Origin of the sequence: Mesorhizobium intechi, from assembly GCF_002879535.1 — a bacterium.
Classification (GTDB): Bacteria; Pseudomonadota; Alphaproteobacteria; order Rhizobiales; family Rhizobiaceae; genus Mesorhizobium; species Mesorhizobium intechi.
In genome coordinates this window covers 1-17,985 of sequence record NZ_PNOT02000206.1, presented here as the reverse complement: position 1 = coordinate 17,985, position 17,985 = coordinate 1, and the positions used below count along the sequence as shown (strand labels likewise).

At 64.1% G+C, this 17,985-nt stretch carries 17 protein-coding genes; 10 read left to right on the top strand and 7 right to left on the bottom strand.

Features of this window, described 5'->3' with window-relative positions; all coding sequences use genetic code 11:
• Positions 1–34: 34 nt before the first annotated feature.
• Entirely contained in the window at positions 35–1,513 is a 1,479-nt protein-coding gene (locus tag C1D09_RS17330) for an ABC transporter substrate-binding protein (protein ID WP_143975463.1), read from the bottom strand.
• 214 nt (positions 1,514–1,727) lie between these two features.
• Between C1D09_RS17330 and C1D09_RS17325 the strand changes: the two genes are divergently transcribed.
• The 7 genes from C1D09_RS17325 to C1D09_RS17295 all read left to right on the top strand — a co-directional run bounded on the left by C1D09_RS17325 (position 1,728) and on the right by C1D09_RS17295 (position 8,868).
• Positions 1,728–2,438 (top strand): GntR family transcriptional regulator, encoded by a 711-nt coding sequence (locus C1D09_RS17325; protein WP_096455061.1) that lies wholly within the window; start codon positions 1,728–1,730, stop codon positions 2,436–2,438.
• A 55-nt stretch (positions 2,439–2,493) separates the two neighbouring features.
• Positions 2,494–3,660, top strand: coding sequence for a mandelate racemase/muconate lactonizing enzyme family protein (locus tag C1D09_RS17320; protein WP_143975462.1), 1,167 nt, complete (start codon positions 2,494–2,496; stop codon positions 3,658–3,660).
• A gap of 64 nt (positions 3,661–3,724) precedes the next feature.
• Positions 3,725–5,083, top strand: a complete 1,359-nt coding sequence (locus tag C1D09_RS17315; protein ID WP_143975461.1) for a mandelate racemase/muconate lactonizing enzyme family protein — start codon at positions 3,725–3,727, stop codon at positions 5,081–5,083.
• 105 nt (positions 5,084–5,188) lie between these two features.
• On the top strand, positions 5,189–5,515 hold the full coding sequence (locus tag C1D09_RS17310) for an NIPSNAP family protein (RefSeq protein WP_143975460.1): 327 nt from the start codon (positions 5,189–5,191) through the stop codon (positions 5,513–5,515).
• A gap of 9 nt (positions 5,516–5,524) precedes the next feature.
• Positions 5,525–6,724, top strand: coding sequence for a mandelate racemase/muconate lactonizing enzyme family protein (locus C1D09_RS17305; RefSeq protein ID WP_143975459.1), 1,200 nt, complete (start codon positions 5,525–5,527; stop codon positions 6,722–6,724).
• A gap of 171 nt (positions 6,725–6,895) precedes the next feature.
• A complete protein-coding gene (locus tag C1D09_RS17300) occupies positions 6,896–8,392 on the top strand; it encodes an aldehyde dehydrogenase family protein (RefSeq protein WP_143975458.1) in 1,497 nt (498 codons plus the stop codon).
• Between the two features lie 200 nt (positions 8,393–8,592).
• Positions 8,593–8,868 (top strand): hypothetical protein, encoded by a 276-nt coding sequence (locus tag C1D09_RS17295; protein ID WP_143975490.1) that lies wholly within the window; start codon positions 8,593–8,595, stop codon positions 8,866–8,868.
• A gap of 81 nt (positions 8,869–8,949) precedes the next feature.
• Here C1D09_RS17295 and C1D09_RS17290 read toward each other — a convergent pair whose 3' ends face one another.
• Positions 8,950–10,047, bottom strand: coding sequence for a CaiB/BaiF CoA transferase family protein (locus tag C1D09_RS17290; RefSeq protein ID WP_143975457.1), 1,098 nt, complete (start codon positions 10,045–10,047; stop codon positions 8,950–8,952).
• 105 nt (positions 10,048–10,152) lie between these two features.
• On the opposite strand from C1D09_RS17290, the gene C1D09_RS17285 reads away from it, so the two are divergent.
• The 3 genes from C1D09_RS17285 to C1D09_RS34250 all read left to right on the top strand — a co-directional run bounded on the left by C1D09_RS17285 (position 10,153) and on the right by C1D09_RS34250 (position 12,548).
• Positions 10,153–11,175, top strand: coding sequence for an LLM class flavin-dependent oxidoreductase (locus C1D09_RS17285; RefSeq protein WP_143975456.1), 1,023 nt, complete (start codon positions 10,153–10,155; stop codon positions 11,173–11,175).
• A gap of 56 nt (positions 11,176–11,231) precedes the next feature.
• Entirely contained in the window at positions 11,232–11,876 is a 645-nt protein-coding gene (locus C1D09_RS17280) for a ThuA domain-containing protein (RefSeq protein WP_167514657.1), read from the top strand.
• Positions 11,877–11,984: 108 nt separating this feature from the next.
• Positions 11,985–12,548 (top strand): CatB-related O-acetyltransferase, encoded by a 564-nt coding sequence (locus C1D09_RS34250; RefSeq protein ID WP_342780240.1) that lies wholly within the window; start codon positions 11,985–11,987, stop codon positions 12,546–12,548.
• Positions 12,549–12,566: 18 nt separating this feature from the next.
• Here C1D09_RS34250 and C1D09_RS17270 read toward each other — a convergent pair whose 3' ends face one another.
• From C1D09_RS17270 to C1D09_RS17250, 5 genes are all read right to left on the bottom strand, one after another.
• A complete protein-coding gene (locus C1D09_RS17270) occupies positions 12,567–14,585 on the bottom strand; it encodes an amidase (RefSeq protein ID WP_143975454.1) in 2,019 nt (672 codons plus the stop codon).
• Positions 14,586–14,704: 119 nt separating this feature from the next.
• Entirely contained in the window at positions 14,705–15,790 is a 1,086-nt protein-coding gene (locus C1D09_RS17265) for a Gfo/Idh/MocA family protein (protein WP_143975453.1), read from the bottom strand.
• Positions 15,791–15,861: 71 nt separating this feature from the next.
• Entirely contained in the window at positions 15,862–16,626 is a 765-nt protein-coding gene (locus tag C1D09_RS17260) for an ATP-binding cassette domain-containing protein (RefSeq protein ID WP_143975452.1), read from the bottom strand.
• The gene (locus C1D09_RS17255) at positions 16,623–17,627 is read right to left on the bottom strand and encodes an ABC transporter permease (protein WP_143975451.1); all 1,005 of its coding nucleotides are present in this window, start codon (positions 17,625–17,627) and stop codon (positions 16,623–16,625) included. Before C1D09_RS17255 ends, C1D09_RS17260 begins: the two co-directional genes overlap by 4 nt.
• A partial coding sequence (locus C1D09_RS17250; RefSeq protein ID WP_143975450.1) for a substrate-binding domain-containing protein occupies positions 17,624–17,985 on the bottom strand: 362 nt, incomplete at its 5' end. The genes C1D09_RS17255 and C1D09_RS17250, both read right to left, overlap by 4 nt.

The following is a 17,985-nucleotide window of genomic DNA, read 5'->3' as shown; positions in this document are numbered from 1 at the left end:
GAGCAGCCGGTCAAGATCGCAGGTCAGGCTCGGACTAGAGTCCGCCCATCAGGTCCTTCACCTTCTTGGCCGCGTCGTCCGCTGCCTGATCGACGGTCATCGCTCCGGTCAGGGCATTCTGCAGCATGTCCGGGATGATGATGTTCATGATCTCGGGAGATTGCGGCAGCGCCGGGAATGGAATGCCGTACGGCAGCATCGAGGTGGTGACATCGAGGAACTTGATGCTGTCCAGGCGTTCCTTCATCCACTTGGTCTTGAAGCCGTTGAGGTTGCCCGGGTTCGAGCCGGCATAAGCCATCTTCAGGGACCACTCGGGGCTCGACCACATGCAGATGATCGCCTTGGCGGCCGGTTCGTCCACCTTGCCGCCCTCGACATATTCGGGCTTCAGGATGTGGATGTTCGAGCCGCCGAACACGACCGCGCGCTTGCCGTCGGGGCCGGTCGGGATCAGGCCGTAGCGCATGTTGTCGATGACGGTCTGCGCCTTGTCCTTGTCGGTGCCGGTCGCCTTTTTCTGCAGGTCGAGCATGACATTGTAGTCGGACGGGTGCGAGATCATCATGCCGAGCTGGCCCGCGAGGAACAGCGGCTGGTTGTCGGCCTGCTGGTTGGTGAGCGCCGAAACCGGAACCGACTTGTCGCGCACATACATGTCGTAAGAGGCTTGCAGCGCGGCCTTACTCTGCGGGCTGTCGAGTTCGATCTGCTGATAGGTCGGGTTCGCCGTGGCTTCGTCGAAGACGCCGCCGCCATAGGCCCACAACTGAGGCATGAAGCGATACGGGGTATTGCCGGCATTCTTGCGAGCCACGAGGCCGTAACCGGCAATGCCGAGCTTGTCGTGGATCTGCTTGGAATATTTGACGACGTCGTCCCAGGTTGCCGGAGCCTTGTCCGGATCGAGGCCCGCGCGCTTGAAGATATCGGCATTCCAGATGAACGCCATCGTTTCATTGTTGGTTGGGATGCCGTAGGTCACGCCGTCCCAGGTCACGGCTTTCATGGCGCCGGGCCAGAAATCATCGGCCGAATACCCTACGTCCTCGGGCTTGAGCGGCTGCAGATAGCCCTTTGACGCGAACTCGGTGCCACCCAGAATTTGCAGGCGGACCGCCATCGGCGCCGCATTGCCGAGGAGCGCGGTGCGGAACTTGTCCAGGAGATCGTTGTAGGTGAGGGCCTGTTCCTCGAGCTGAATGTTCGGATAGGTCTTGCGGAAGGTCTCGAAGAAATCCTTGTAGTACTGGCGCAAGAGATCGGGGTCGCCCTCGAACACGCCCTGATACCAGAAGGTCAGTCGCCCCTTGTAGTCGAGCGGGGTGACCTTGGCGCAATCGGCCGCCGTGTCAAAGTCCTGCGTGCCCGCAATGGATCGCACATATTCCGGCGACCACTTGCTCAAGTCGACCGGCGGAGCAGCCAGAGCCGGTGCGGACATCAACGATGCGATCAATGCAGTGGAGACAGTGCCGCGCAGGACGGCACCGCCGAGTGTGAACCTCGTCATAGGTATCCTCCAGGTTTCTCTCCCACGCCGCTCTGCATCGGGGCAAGCGGCTTTGTTCGTCGGCCGCGGGGACATCTCCTCAAATGTATCCCTTCGAGCGCTTTATACGTTTTCAGATCGCAGATTGGCTGTCAACGCAACAAATCGTACATTGTTTATGGAAATCGTGCGTGATATCGAAAAAGGCGTGTATTCATGGAAGGGGGAACCGGCCTTGGCCGAAACGCGGGAATTTAAGGCAGAGCCACCCGAGGGGATCGATCCTCTCGGCGCGTCGAGCGAGGGCGCCTCGCTTTATGAGCTGATCAGGGAGGACATCATCGAGGGCCGGCTCGCCGCCAACGAGCGGCTTGTGGTCACCGATCTGGCCCGACGTCACGGCACCTCGACCAATCCGGTGCGCGAGGCCTTGCAACTGTTGCGTGGCGAAGGCTTTGTCACCTTTCTCCCCAATCGCGGGGCACGCGTGCGACCCATAGATCAGGATTTTGTCCGCGATATCTACGAGATCGGCGTGCTGATCGAGCCGGCCCTGACGCGATGGTTCGTGAACATGGCCACCGACGAGGACATCGCCGAACTCGAACGTCTTCAAGGTCTGATCGAAGAGAACAACTTCGCCGACACGTTCAGGCACAGCGAGCTGGACACCGCCTTTCACACAGTGATGTACCAGCGGCACTACAACCGCCATGCCGCCGAGCTTTGGTGGAAGCATCGCGAAGTGCTGCGCGCCGTGAGCCGGCGTTTCAACTTCACGCTCGCCCGGCGTGCCGCGATCATCCGCGAGCACCGGGAGCTCATCGCGCATGTGAAGGCGGGAAATGCCGACGAGGCAGCCGAACTCATCGCCCGCCACGTCGAAGGCTCCGGTCGGCATGTCCTCGAACACATGCGCGCGCGCAACGCCGCGCGTGCAGGGTAGAACAATCGGCCCAGAACACCGCTCTTCGGGTCTTCCAGATAAAGGTAGTTGAGAGATGAAAATCACGAGCATCCGGCCGTGGCTGATCAAATCCGATGCTTCTTATTGGGGAGAGTACCTGTTCGTCGAAGTGACGACCGACGAGGGGGTGAGTGGCTGGGGAGAGATCACCACCACGACCAAGCTGGCCAACCGTGCGCTCTGCACGATCCTGCGGCAGATCGGTGCCGCCGTGACCGGCGAGGATCCGGCGCGCATCGAGCACCTCTGGCACAAGATTTTCCGCAGCTTCACCTATATGGGCAGCCGCGGCGCCGCCGTCGAATGCGTGAGCGCCATCGACATAGCTCTCTGGGACATCCGTGGCAAAGTCCTCGGCAAGCCGATCTACGAGTTGCTGGGCGGACCGGTGCGCGAGGAAATCGCGCTCTACACCCATCCAAACCAGTCCAAATTCACCGGCAAGGAGGCTGTGGTCCGCGAAATCAGGGATATCGTCGAATCCGGACACACGGCACTCAAGTTCGACCCTTTTCCGCATCAGGGCCGCGGCACTGATGGGCTGTCGCGCGAGCAGCGGGACGGCTATCTCGATGGCAGCATGACCCGCAAGGACGAGCGCGAAGCAGCCGAACTCACCGCGCTGATCCGCGAAACGGCGGGCCCCGACGTCGACATCCTCATCGATGCGCATGGTCGCTTCGACGTTCCCACCGCCATTCGCCTTTGCCGCAGCCTCGAGGAAGCCGGCCAGATCGACTGGTTCGAGGAGCCCTGTCCGCCCGAGAGCCTCAACGCGCTCAAGCAGGTGCGCGACAAGGTCAGTGCCCCTATCTCATGGGGCGAGCGCGGCCACACGAAATGGGATTTCGTGCCGGTGCTCGAGAACAAGCTCGCTGACTACATCATGCCCGACGTCACCTGGACCGGCGGCATTACCGAACTCAAGAAGATTTCCGCCCTGTGCGAAGCCTACTACATCCCCGTCTCGCCGCATGATGCCGCGGGGCCGATCAACGTGGTCGCCGGGGCGCAGGTGATGATGACCGTTCCGAACTTCTACAAGCTCGAAACGTCGGAGTGGAACCTGGGCAAATATGATCACCTCATCGACAGACCGCTCGACGTTTCGAACGGCAGCCTGAAGCTGACGTCGAAGCCTGGTCTCGGTGTCGAGATGAACCGCGACTACCTGCAAGCCCATGAGATCGCGCTGAGCTAGCAACGCTCAAATGCCGGACGGCGCTTGGGGAGCGGCAAGCCCCGGACAAGAACGAGGACAAGTCATGCCAAAGACGGGCGGAGCCGGCGAGGCTCTCAATCGGGTCAACACGAATTCCAGGCCATCCGACCTTCGCATCACCGACATGCGGGTGGCCGAAATCGTCGGGGCGCCGTTCACTTCGGCGCTGCTCAAGATCTATACCAACCAGGGCATCGTCGGGCTCGGCGAGGTGCGTGACGGCGCCAGCGCCACCTACGCGCTGATGCTGAAAAGCCGGCTGCTTGGCGAGAACCCTTGCGACATCGATCGTCTGTTTCGCCGCATCAAGCAGTTTGGCGGTCACGGCCGGCAAGGCGGCGGCGTCTCGGCGGTCGAGATCGCGCTCTGGGACCTCGCCGGCAAGGCCTACGGCATCCCCATCTACCAGATGCTCGGCGGCAGGTTTCGCGATCACGTGCGTGTCTATTGCGATACCGATGCCGAGAAGCCGAGCGGCACCGAAACCGGAAAGCGCCTCAAGCAGCGCATGGACCGGGGTTTCACCTTCCTCAAGATGGACCTTGGCTTGATGCAGATCGCCCATGTCCCGGGCGCCGTGTCCGCGCCCGCCGGCGCGCTCGAAGGGTTTCATGCCAATTCCCGCGGCCGCGGCGGCACGCTTGAGGAGCGCAAGGCGCGCAATCTCGCCTATGACGCGCAGAACGTGCAGCACCCGTTCACCGGCCTGCATTTCACCGAAAAGGGGATCGACCTGCTCGAGCAGTACATACACGAGGTTCGCGAGGTGATCGGGTACGAGATCCCGCTCGCCATCGACCATGTCGGCCATATCTCGCTGCAGGACGGCATACGCCTGTCGCGCCGTATCGAGAAATACGTGCCGGCCTGGCTGGAGGATGTGATCCCCTGGCAACACACCGAGCAGTACCGACAATTGCAGGGCGCCACCACGGTGCCGATCTGCACCGGCGAGGACATCTACCTCAAGGAAGGCTTCGAGCCGCTGCTCAAGAGCGGCGGCCTCTCGGTCATCCACCCGGACCTTTTGACCAGCGGGGGCATCCTCGAGACCAAGAAGATCGGCGACATGGCGCAGGATCACGGTGTCGCCATGGCCATCCATATGGCCGAAAGCCCTATCGCCGCTATGGCCGCCGCGCATGTCGCCACCGCGACCGAGAACTTCATGGCGCTCGAATACCACTCCGCCGATGTCGACTGGTGGGACGATATCGTCACCGGTCTGCCCAAGCCGCTCGTCAAGGACGGCTTCATCACCGTGCCCGACAAGCCGGGGCTGGGCATAGACGATGTGGTCGACGAGGTGATCAGCCAGCATCTGCAGACCGGTGTCACGGGGATATGGCAATCCACCGAGCATTGGGACAATGAACATAGCTGGGACCGGACCTGGAGTTAGCCCAGGCCCGCTGCCATCATCCCCCCCCCAGACTCACAGGCCAACGACCGGCCATTCGTGTCGACCTCTCCCAAGGGAGAAGCGAAGAAAGAAACGGACGAAACCATGATCTACGAACTGCGTATCTATGACTGCCTGCCGGGCAGGCTGCCGGCTTTGCTCAAGCGCTTTTCCGACCAGACGCTGGCCTTATGGGAGAGGCATGGCATCCGCCAAGCCGGGTTTTTCACCACGGCGATCGGCGAAAACAGCAATCGTCTCACCTATTTCCTCGCCTGGGAATCGCTGGCCGAGCGTGAGGCGAAATGGACGGCTTTCGTCACCGATCCGGCATGGCACAGGGCCCGGGAAGAGTCTGAGCGCGACGGACCGATCGTTGCCAATATCAGCAGCCAGGTGCTCACACCGACAGCTTTCTCGTCTGTGAAATAGGACCGCGCCATGAAGATCACCGACCTGCGCTGCGCTGTCATCGGGCGGCATCCCATCGTTCGCGTCGTCACTGACGAGGGCCTCCATGGCCTTGGCGAGGTCGAGTTCACAAAGACTTATCTCAAGCCCTTTGTGCTGCATTTCCGCGAGGCGCTGATCGGCGAGGACCCGACCGATGTCGAGCGGGTGATGCTGAAGATCCGCCAGCGCGGCTCGTTCAAGCCCTATGGCGCCGCCGTCTCCGCCATCGAGCATGCCTTATGGGACATCGCCGGCAAGGCGGCCGGCGTGCCGGTCTACAAGCTGCTTGGCGGCAAGGTGCGCGACAAGGTGCGCGTCTACAACGGTTCGATCCGCCGGAAGCGCACCGGCGACAGGCCGGAGGACTACGCCGCCGACGTGAAATGGATGATGGAGCAGCCGCAGAATTTCTTTATGGTCAAGCAGGGGATCTCGTTCCATTCCAACATGAAGGACAGCATCGAGGGCTTCCATTACGGCGTGACGCAGAAGAAGGCCGGCTATCACGGCGCCATGGATCAGGGCGTGATCAGCGAACGCGGCTTCAATCACATGCTCGACTGCGTGATCGCGATGAAGGAAGTGCTGGGCGACAAGGTCAGCCTGGCCCTCGACTGCGGCCCGGGCTGGATGCTGCCCGATGCGATCAGGTTCGCTCGCGCGGTCGAGAAGTACAATTTGATGTGGCTGGAGGACATGCTGACCGGCGACTATGTGCCGTGGGTCAATCCGCAGGCCTATCGCGAGCTGACCACCTCCACCTCGACGCCGATCCATACCGGCGAGCAGATCTACCTCAGGCATAATTTCAAGGAACTGATCGAGACGCAGGCGGTGCGGGTCATCGGTCCGGACCCGGCCGATATCGGCGGCATCGCCGAGCTCAAATGGGTGGCCGAGCATGCCTATATGCATTCGATCCTGATGGCGCCGCACGGCACGGCGAACGGCCTGCTCGGCCTCGGCGCGCTGATCAATGTCTGCGCCACCTTGCCGGCAAATTACGTGGCGTTCGAATATCCCAGCGCCTCGGACCCTTGGTGGGAGGATCTGGTGATCGGCCTGCCGGCGCGGATCGTGAAGGACAGCATGATAGACCTGCTCGAAGCGCCCGGCCTCGGGCTCGATATCGACGCCGAAGCGGCCAGGAAGTATCTCAGCGAAGAGGACGCTGGCTTTTTCGACTGAACCATCCTCGTTTCTCCATGCGAGCGGGTGCCTGACGCCGGTTTTCGACAGTCGCCCGGGCGATGCCTGCCGTGGTGACCGTGGCCGGCATGGAGCCCAAGCTCACCTTTCCTTGTTGAGGTCGACCGCGCCGGGAGTAATAGTCGCGGCGGAATTCGCGAGGAGGAAGAGATGACGTTGAATTTCGACCCGAAGGCGAAGGCCACGACGCTCTACCAAGGCGAATTCCGGCCGATGTTCATCGGCGGCAAATGGGTCGCGGCGCAGTCCGGCCAGGAGATGGAGGCGCTGAACCCGGCGACAGGCGAGGTGCTGGCCACGGTGCCGCGCGGCGGGGCGGCCGATGTCGACGCGGCGGTGGCCGCCGCACGCGCCGCCTTTGAAGGGCCGTGGTCGAAATTCTCGCCCTATGAGCGCCAATGCGTGCTGCTCAGGATCGCCGACCTGTTCGAGGCGCACTGGGAAGAGCTCAGCGTTTCCGACACGCTCGACATGGGGCTGCCGATCACCCGTACGCTGGCCAACCGGCGCCGCGTCATCGGCATGCTGCGCTTCTATGGCGGCATGGCGACGGCGTTGCACGGCGAGGCGATCGACAATTCGATCCCCGGCGAGATCGTCTCCTTCACGAGACGCGAGCCTGTCGGTGTCGTCGGCGCGATCATTCCCTGGAACGCGCCGACCGCCGCCTCGGTGTGGAAGATCGCGCCGGCGCTCGCGACCGGCTGCACCATCGTGCTGAAGCCCTCGGAGGAGGCGTCGCTGACGCCGTTGTTGATAGCGGGTCTGATGCAGGAAGCCGGCTTGCCTGACGGTGTCGTCAACATCGTCACCGGCACCGGGGCGGAGGCCGGGGTGCGGCTCGCCGAACATCCCGACGTCAACAAGATCGTCTTCACCGGCTCGACGCTGACCGGCCAAGCCATCGCGCGGGCGGGCGTGACCAACCTCAAGCGCGTTTCGCTGGAACTTGGCGGCAAGTCGCCGATCATCGTCTGCAGCGACGCCGACATCGACAAGGCCGTACCGGTCGCGGCAATGGCGGTGTTCGTGCATTCGGGCCAGGTCTGCATCGCCGGCTCGCGTCTTTTCGTGGCGCGCGAGATCCATGACGAGTTCGTGCGCCGCGTCGCGGAATTCGCCGGCGGATTGCGCATCGGCCACGGCATCGAGGCGGAAACCGAAATCGGGCCGCTGATCAATGCCAGGCAGGCCGGCAAGGTGGAGGGCTATATCAAGGCCGGCAGCGACGAGGGCGCGAAACTGGTCGCCGGCGGCTCGCGGCTGGCGGGCGCGCCCTATGACGGCGGCAACTTCATCGCGCCGACCGTCTTCGGTGCGGTATCCGACAAGATGACCATCGCGCGCGAGGAGATTTTCGGACCGGTCATTTCGGCCATGCCCTTCGACACGCTGGATGAGGCTGTGGCGCGCGCCAATGCGACGCCCTATGGGCTGGCGGCCGGTGTCTTCACCACGCATCTCGGCACCGCCCACAAGCTGGCGCGCCGCATCAAGGCCGGCTCGGTCTGGGTCAACATGTACCATGCCATCGACCCGGCGGTGCCGTTCGGCGGCATGAAGATGTCCGGCTATGGACGCGAAGGCGGCATCGAGCATCTGCATGAATATCTGGAGACGAAATCCGTCTGGATCCAGACCGACTAACGGCTGTGGCGATATCCAGGTGGGGCCGGTCTGCGAACGACCTGGATCTCGACACACCCTGGCGCGTGTGCGGGGCTGATGCGCTGTTCACCCTGGCGGGCGTGCAAATCACGGGGCAGGCAAACCGTTGCCAGGGAACCTTTGTTCGGCTGGTGATTTTTGCCTATATTGAAATGCGAACGGCCAGGAGGGTGTTGCCGATGACGACGAAACGGTTTGCAATCTGCGCTCTTGCCGTGGCGATGGCCTGTGGCATGTCAATTTCGGCATCCGCCGGGTCCAGGCATCGCCATCACCAGGCCGAGCCGGAACGCTACGTTCCCGCCGATGACGATCTCATCGGCTTCCTGTTCGGCGGTCCGCGCTACTACGATCAGCAACTGTTCACGACGGCGGCAGGCGCCTGTTCCTACCACCGGGTCGGGCCGGATGCGAACGCGTTGAACAAGATCAACGATCATCATTGCGGGAAATAGCTGGGCCGGGCAGCGCAGCGCAAGCCGGTGTCGGGCGCCGGCAGCCAATGGTGACTTTCAGCCGCCTGAAACTGTCTGCATTCAACGGTTTGTATCGAAATCCGCCAGTTCTGCGCGAATCTCGGCGCCGTGTTCGCCGCGCGCGGGACCCTTCGCCGGCGTCCTTTGCGCCCATCCGGCAAAGCGCGGAGCAGCGGCTGCCTGCAGGACGCCGTCCACCGCCAGCCAGGAACCACGCGCGGCCATATGCGGATGCTGTGCTGCTTCCCATGGGCTGAGCACCGGGGAGACGCAGGCGTCCGAGCCTTGGAACAGGCCGGTCCATTCGTCGCGCGGTTTTGCAACAAAGATCGCCGCCAGCCGGTTGCCGAGTTCCGGCCAGAGATCACGGTCGAATTGCTTGGAGAATTGCGGATCGGCGGCGAGGCCGAGCCTGTCGAGAAACAGCGCATAGAATTTCGGCTCGATGCACTGGACGCTGACGAAACCGCCGTCGGCGGCGCGATAGACGCGGCACCAATGCGGCCCGTCGAGAAGGCTTTGGCCGCGTTCGGCGACGAGCGCGCCGGACTGGCCGAGCGCCATCAGCAGGTTCATCATATGGGCCGAGCCGTCGACGATGGCCGCGTCGACCACTGTCCCCTGGCCGCCGGCGCGCACTCTCATGATGGCGGCGAGCATGCCGATCACCAGATAGAGCGCGCCGCCGCCTATGTCGCCGGTAAGCGTCGGCGGCGCCATGGGCAGCTCGCCCGGCAAGGAGGCGTACCAGAGCGCGCCCGACACGCCGGTATAGTTCATGTCGTGCCCGGCGGTGCGGGCGAGGGGCCCGTCCTGGCCCCAGCCGGTCATACGGCCGTAGACCAGATTCGGGTTGACCGCCAGGCAGGCATCCGGGCCGAGGCCGAGGCGCTCCATGACGCCGGGCCGGAACCCCTCTATCAGGCCGTCGGCGGTGGCGATGAGGCGCATCAGTACGGTGACATCGCCGGCATCCCGGAGATCGAGCGCGATCGAGCGCTTGCCGCGATCGAGCAGGGAGCGTTCGGGCAGGCCCGGCATTGGCGCCTGCTTGCGGTGGACGACGATGACATCGGCGCCGAGATCTGCGAGCAGCATGCCGGCGAAAGGCGCCGGCCCGAGCGCCTCGATCTCGACGATTCGCGTCCCCTTCAGCATTCCACCCTCCACGGCGTTCAAGCCCAGAGTACGGTGCAAGGTGACGGTGTGTAACCCCGCTGTTTTGGCATTGAAGCAAGTGCCGCCCGCATATACTTCAGGGCCATGAAGAAAATCGGTTTCCTGTCATTCGGGCACTGGACGCCCTCGTCGCAATCGCAGGTGCGCTCGGCGTCCGACGCGTTGCTGCAATCCATCGATCTTGCCGTCGCGGCCGAGCAGCTCGGTGCCGACGGCGCCTATTTCCGGGTGCATCATTTCGCTCGCCAGCTCGCTTCGCCGTTCCCGCTGCTGGCGGCGGTGGGCGCCAAGACCAGCCGCATCGAGATCGGCACGGCGGTTATCGACATGCGCTATGAGAATCCGCTCTACATGGCCGAGGATGCGGGAGCTGCCGACATCATCGCCGGCGGGCGGCTGCAACTTGGCATCAGCCGTGGCTCGCCCGAACAGGTGATCGACGGCTGGCGCTATTTCGGCTACCAGCCGCAGGAAGGCCAAAGCGACGCCGACATGGCGCGGCATCATGCCGAGGTCTTCCTCGACACGCTGCGCGGCGAGGGGTTCGCGCAGCCCAATCCACGGCCGATGTTTCCCAACCCGCCCGGGCTGCTTCGGCTCGAACCGCATTCGGAAGGTCTGCGCGAGCGCATCTGGTGGGGCGCCGCCACCAACGCCACCTCGGAATGGGCGGCCAAGCTCGGCATGAACCTGCAGAGCTCGACGCTGAAGTTCGACGAGAGCGGCAAGCCCTTCCACATCCAGCAGGCCGAGCAGATCCGGATCTATCGCGAGGCGTGGAAGGCGGCCGGGCACGAGCGCGAGCCGCGCATATCGGTCAGCCGCAGCATCTTCGCGCTGGTCGACGATCGCGACCGCGCCTATTTCGGCCGCGGCAATGAGAGCCGCGACCAGATCGGTTTCATCGAGGAGAATACGCGGGCGATCTTTGGCCGCAGCTATGCCGCCGAGCCGGATGTGCTGATCCAGGAATTGGCGCAGGACGAGGCGATCGCCGAGGCCGACACGCTGCTGCTCACCGTGCCCAACCAGCTCGGCGTCGACTACAACGCCCATGTCATCGAGGCGATCCTGACCCACGTCGCGCCGGCCCTGGGCTGGCGCTGACGGCCGCGCCATGTAACCATCGATCGCGGCGGGCGATTCAGGAGGTTCACGGCATGGTGAAGAAGGCTTTGATTGCCTGGGGTGGTTGGGAAGGCCATACGCCCGAACGCAGCGCCAACGTCATCCGCACGCTGCTTCAGCGGAACGGCTTCGATGTCACGCTGAGCCAAGGCACGGCGATGTTCGCCGATCCGGACCTGCCTTCCTTCGATCTCATCGTGCCTGCCATCACCATGTCGACGATCGAGAAGGCCGAGCTGCAGAACCTGACCGCCGCGGTTCGCGAGGGAACAGGCCTCGGCGGCTTCCACGGCACGATGGGCGACAGTTTCCGCAACGAGCCCGACTACCAGTTCATGACCGGCGGCCAATGGGTCGCGCATCCCGGCAACATCATCGACTATCGTGTCGTCATCACCCGGCCCGACGACCCGATCACCAAAGGCGTCGGTGATTTCGCCTACCGGTCGGAGCAGTATTACATGCATGTCGACCCCAGCAACGAGGTGCTGGCGACGACGACGTTCACCGACGCGCATTTTCCTGGCATCGATGGCGTTGTCATGCCGGTGGTCTGGAAGCGTCGGTATGGCGCTGGGAAGGTCTTTTACAGTTCGCTTGGACACACGGCGGATGAGTTCGCGGTGCCGGAAATGGCGTTGATTGTCGAGCGCGGCCTGCTGTGGGCGGCGCGCGGGTAGCAGCAATGTTGGTGCTCTGCGGCGCCTCCGCACGCAAGCCCTCTGTGACGGCCGGTCAAGACCAACCATGGCTTGGAAAAGATGGGATTTGCAAGAAAACTTCGAACCATGCTCGGTCTCAGACGAGCGCCAAAGCCGGAAAAGATACCGCCGCATGCATCGATTGGCCGTAGAACGCTCTTCTACACGAAGCCCAGCAACATCTTTGGCTGCGACGAGACCTCGCCGCTTGAAATAGGAGCGTTCTGCTCGATAGCGGAGGAGACACTGTTCCTTTGTCGCGCCAATCATCCGACGCACTTTGTCTCGACCTTTCCATTTGAAGTTCACATGACAAATTCGGTCGCGGCCTATGATGATCTGGTGGTCAACGGGCCGACCAGAATCGGCAACGACGTGTGGATTGGACGACGCGCAATCATCCTGCCGGGAATAACCATTGGAGACGGTGCCGTTGTCGGGGCCGGCTCGATCGTCACGAAGGACGTGGCCCCCTACGCGGTCGTCGCGGGTAATCCTGCCAGGTTGATCCGGAACAGGTTTACCGATGACCAGATCGCGAGTCTGCTCGCTATCCGCTGGTGGGAGTGGAGCGACGAGAGGATCAAGACCGAACTGCCGGCCTTCTTTGGATCGATTGATGCCTTCATCGCCGCCAACCGCGTATCATAGCCCAGCGGCGCCATCCACTCACCCAATTCCGCCCGTGACCACATAGGCGCCGACGGTGCGTCCGTCCTCAAGCCGCACCACCGCCGTCACGATCGAGCCATACGAGCCGCGCCAGATGCTGTGGGAGCGCCGATGCTCGGCGGCGGGAACGAGGGCACGCCCGCCGGAGCGCGTGCCGCTCTGCTGCATCGCGATGGGTTCCCCGTTGACATGCACCTTGATGCTGGCGTTCGCCGACACGACCGGCAGGTCGAGTGTGATGATGATCTCGTCCTGATCGCCCGCGGTGCGTGTCTGGGCGGCAAGCGCGATCGCGAGCGGCCGTTCCTCACCGTTGCCGGCTTGGCCGGGTCGACCTGAAAACACATCATCGGCCAGTTCAGGCGTGCGTGGCGGGCTTGTGCGGCGCTGGGTGGCGCGCTCGAAATCGCCGGCCATGCGCAGCAGGCTTTCGTCGTCATAGGCCTTGCCGGCGAAGGTCAGGCCGACCGGCATGCCGATGTCGGCCATGGTACCCATCGGCACGGTGACGGTCGGGATGCCGAAATGGCGCCAGACCAGATTGCCGTTGGCGACCCAGGTGCCGTTGCGCCAAGCGAGCGCCGCCGACGTCTCGTTGATGTCGGCGTCGGCCGGCCCGACATCGGCGGCGGCTGGCAGCACCACGGCGTCGATGCCTTGCGCGTCGAGCCAGTCCTCGAAATCGATCCGCCGTGTCGCTTCCAGCCCCTTCAGGCCGTCTTCAAGCGTCGGGATATCGCTGAAGGGCGTGACCCCGGATTTGGCGCGCTCGACATAGTCCGCCAGGTCGAAGCCGCCCTCGTAGCGGTCAGGCAATGTAGCGGGCGGCTGCGGGAAAATCTTTGGGCCATCGACCGAAGCGAGATCGGGCAGGGCCAGGTCGGCATTGGCGCGCAGGAAATCGTCCCAGCCCCAGATGCAGAGGTCCCAGATCTCGCGGTCGGCGAAATGTGGCGGCACCAGCCCGCGCTCGACCATGGTGCGGGCGCCGGGACGGTCTCGCTCGTAGTTGGAAACGACGGGAAAATCGACCTCCACCACCTTGGCGCCAAGCCTGCGTAGATCCGCCGCCGCCTGTTCCCACAGCGCAAGCACCGAGGCGCGGGTTTCGATCGGTTTATCGGCCTCGCTGTCGCGACCGATATACATTTTCGGCACGCCGAGCCGCTTGCCTTTCAGCGCGCCCGCAAGCGCCAGATCGGTATAACGCCGCGGCCGTAGCGCAGAACTCTTCGGCAGTTCGACCCAAGGCTGCGCGCGCCAGAAATCACCTCGCGTCTGCGGGTCGTCGGCGACGATGACGTCGAGCAGCTCCAGCATGTCGGGCACGCTGCGTGTGTGCGGCACCACGACATCCATGGTCGGCACCAATGGCCAGTTGCCGCGCACCGAGATCACGCCACGCGACGGGGTGTAGGCGACGAGCGCGTTGTTGCTGGCTGGCGCCCGGCCGGACGACCAGGTCTCCTCGCCGAGCCCGAAGGCGCAGAAGCTGGCGGCCGTTGCGGTGCCGGACCCGTTGGACGAGCCCGACGCGAAGGCGGCTGTCAGATAGCCGGCATTGTAGGGGCTTTCGGCGCGGCCATAGACACCGCGCTGCATGCCGCCATTGGCCATTGGCGGCATGTTGGTGAGGCCGATCAGCACAGCGCCGCCCGCGCGCAACCGGGCGATGGTGAAGGCGTCCTCGTTGGCGGCGAGATGTTCGAAGGCCGGCGAGCCGGACGCGACCGTCAGGCCTTTGACCTTGTAGCTGTCCTTGGCGGTGTAGGGGATGCCGTCGAGCGGCCCGAGTACAGCGCCTTCGCGCCGCCGCTGGTCGGAAGCGGCGGCTTCTTCGAACATGGAGGGATTGAGCACGGGGACGGCGTTGAGGCTGATGCCATGCCGGTCGAAATACGCGATGCGCCTGAGATACGCCGCGACCAGCTCGACGCTGGTGACCGTGCCATCATCGAGCGCGCGGCGCAGTTGGTCGATCGTCGCTTCGACGAGATGAAGGCTGGCATCGGTCATCATGGGTTCCTGGCTGTTGTCTGTACGCCATGGATGAGCGAGCCCGCGGGCTTCGGCAAGGGCCAGCAGTCGATCTTTGCCGGAACGCGTTGTTCCTGCGGTGGCCCTGCCGGCAGGGCTCAGGTGCCTCCGGCACTCTCCTTCATGCGCTCGATGATCTCGGCCATGAGCGCCAGGTCGCGACGCGAGTCGGCGAGGTCGGTCAGCGGTTTGGTGCCTTCAGCGATGTGGCGATGGAAAATCTCCAGCTCGTTGGAGAAAGCATCGCCGTAAAGCGGCCCGAAGCTTTTCGTCACCGGGCCGAGCGGGCCGGCTTCGGTGACTTCCAGCCGGGTCGGAAGGCTGCGGATGTAGGGCGTGTCGTAGATGATGCGCACGCGCCTGGTGTTGGAGCGCACCTCGATCATGGCGTCGAACAGGCCGAGATCGTCGACCACCGCGTCATAGAGGCAAGCGAAATGGCCGTAATCGAACGTGATCGATGTGTTGGCGCCGCCATTGGTGCGGTGCGCGGCAACCACGCCCCTGGGCTCGCCAATGAGCCCGCGCATCGCCGAGATGTGGTGCGAGGACAGTGCGGTCAGCCCGCGATAGGCGCGCACCAGATCGGCCGGCGCGTCGGTGCCGACCACCTCGCGGATCAGCGCGTCCCGCTCCCTGGCGCCGCGCGCCAAGAGGGCAGCGTCGATGTCGTTGGGATAGAGGATGTTCTGGCTTTTCTTCAGGAAATGCCGGCCCTCCGAGATCAGGTCGAAGATGCGGACATGGGTGATGTCGGCATGGGCGGGCAATTCGGCCCGGGCCGCCAGATAGGCCGGTGCGTAGCGGCGCATGTAGCCGACGAACAGGGTCTTCCCGTAGGCCGGCATCAGCGCCAGCAGTTCGTCGATCTCACGCACCGTGAGACAAGCGGGCTTTTCCAGCAGGATATGCTTGCCGGCTTGCATGGCCGCGCGCACGAAGCGGCTGTGGGTGTCGTCCGACGACAGCACGAAGACGACGTCGATGTCGGGCGAATTGATCAACGCCTCGGCCGTGTCGAAGGCTCTTGCGGCATATTCGGATGTAATGAGCGTCACCAGGCTTGGCGAGACGTCGTAGACGCCCGCGATTATCCAGCGGTCGCGCTGGTCAGCCAGAACAGGCAGATGGATCGACTGCGCGACCTCCCCAAGACCCACAAGCCCGACACGAAGTGGTGCCACTCTCAAACTCCCTTGATTTCATTTGCGGGGTTGGCCGAGGCGGCCAACGCTTGATTTCACGGTTGGGCGGATCACGCCGCGCCGGTGACCAGCGCGACCAATTCGTTGCCTGACGTCTCGGAGGCACGCACCGTCGCGGCCATCTTTCCCGCCCGCATCACCCAGATCTGGTCGGACAGGCGCCGCACCTGATCGAAATTGTGGCTAACCAGGATGACCGAGACCGACTGTTCGCGCAGGCGGCGGATCAACGCCTCGACATTGGCGGTCTCCTGCACGCCGAGAGCCGCCGTCGGCTCGTCCATCACCACCAGCTTGGCGCCGGAGCCGACGGCGCGGCAGATCGAGATCGCCTGCCGCTGGCCGCCCGACAGGCGGCGCACACGCTGGTTGATTGACGGCACGTTGATCGACAGGCGCGACAGCATGGAACGGGCCTCGCGTTTCATCGCCTTGCGGTCGAGGAAAGCGAAGGGGCCGATGCGGCTCACGAGCTCGCGGTTGAGGAACAGGTTCTGCGCCACCGTCAGTTCGTCGATCAGCGCCAGGTTCTGATGCACGGTCTCGATGCCGGCCTTGCGCGCCCCGTCCGGGTTGGAGAAGGGGTGCTCCCGGCCATCGAAGACGATCGAGCCGGCATCCGGCACATGCACGCCGACCAGGCAGCGGATCAGGGTTGACTTGCCGGCGCCATTGTCGCCGATGACCGCGGTGACCTCGCCGCGGCGCGCCTGGAAGGCGACATCGGTGAAGGCGCGCACGCCGCCGAAATGCTTGCTCAGGCCATTGCAGGCGATGATTGCGTCCGAGGCGGAGGAGGGGCTGACGGCGCTCATTTCTGGTACCGCATGATCAGCGCAGCCAGCACCACGATGGCGCCCACGGCAAGCGGTTGGTAGAAGGCCGAGACGTTGAGCAGCGTCAGCCCGTTGACCAGCGCGGTGAGCATCAGCGCGCCGATGGCCGGGCCCAATATGCTGGCGCGGCCGCCGAACAGGCTGACGCCGCCCAGCACCACCGCCGCCACCGAATTCAGGAGCAGGCTGGTGTTGATCTGCGGCTCGGCCGAGCCGATGCGGGCAACCAGAAGGATGGCCGCGATGCCGGCGCAGAAGCCGGAGATGGTGTAGGCGGCCATCTTGACGCGATTGGTGCGGATGCCGAGCGCGCCGGCGCTTTCGACCTGGCCGCCGGTCGCCAAGAGATGGACGCCGAAGCGCGTGTGGTAGAGCGCGACATGCGCCACGATGATGGCCGCGATCGCCACCCAGACCGGATAGCCGAACGGTCCGAACGAGCCCGAAGCGAGTTTCAGCAGGAAGGTCGAGCCGACCATGGTCGGTTCGCCGCCCGACAGGATCAGGCCAAGCCCGGTGATGCCCGACAGAGTGCCGAGCGTCACCACGAAATCGGGGATCTTGCCCGCCGTGATGATGAGGCCGTTGAGGAAGCCGATGGCGCTGGTGGCGAGCACCGCGAGCACGCAGGCGATGAAGATGCCGTAGCCGGCCGCATTGACCAGACCGAGGATGATGGCGCCGAGCATGACGGCCGCCGCCAGCGACAGGTCGATGCCTGACGTTGCGACGACGAATGTCTGGCCGATCGACAACACGACCAGGATAGCCGCGGCCAGCAAGAGCGCCTGCAGATTGGCGACGCTGAGAAAGACCGGCTGGGCGATGCCGAAGACGATGACGAGACCGACCAGGCCGACGACGGATGCCCAGTCGGCCCAGAAGGAAGGATCCAGGAGGAGAGCCGACAGGGAGGGGCGGCTCTCCTCCGCCGCGCCCGCCGAATGGGCGACGGGCGCGCGTTCCGTGGGACTGCTCACTTCAGCATCTCGCGGAAGGGATCGGGATAGTCGCCGCCGGGACGCGGAAAGTTCTTCAGCGAGGCGTCGGCATTGGCCTTGTTGATCAGGAGCACAGGTGCGGGCACGTTGGCGGGCAGTTCCTTGCCCTTGGCGGCCAACGCACAGGCTTCGACACCCATGGCGCCGACGACATAGGGATATTGGGCGACGGTGGCCGTGAGTTCGCCTGCCGCGATCGATTTCAGCGCGTCGACGATGCCGTCGAGGCCGATCACCTTGACGTCCTTGCCCGAGGTCTGCACGGCGCGTTCGACGCCGAGCGCCATGATGTCGTTGGCGGCAAAGAAGCCGGCGAGATCCGGATGCGCCGCGAGGA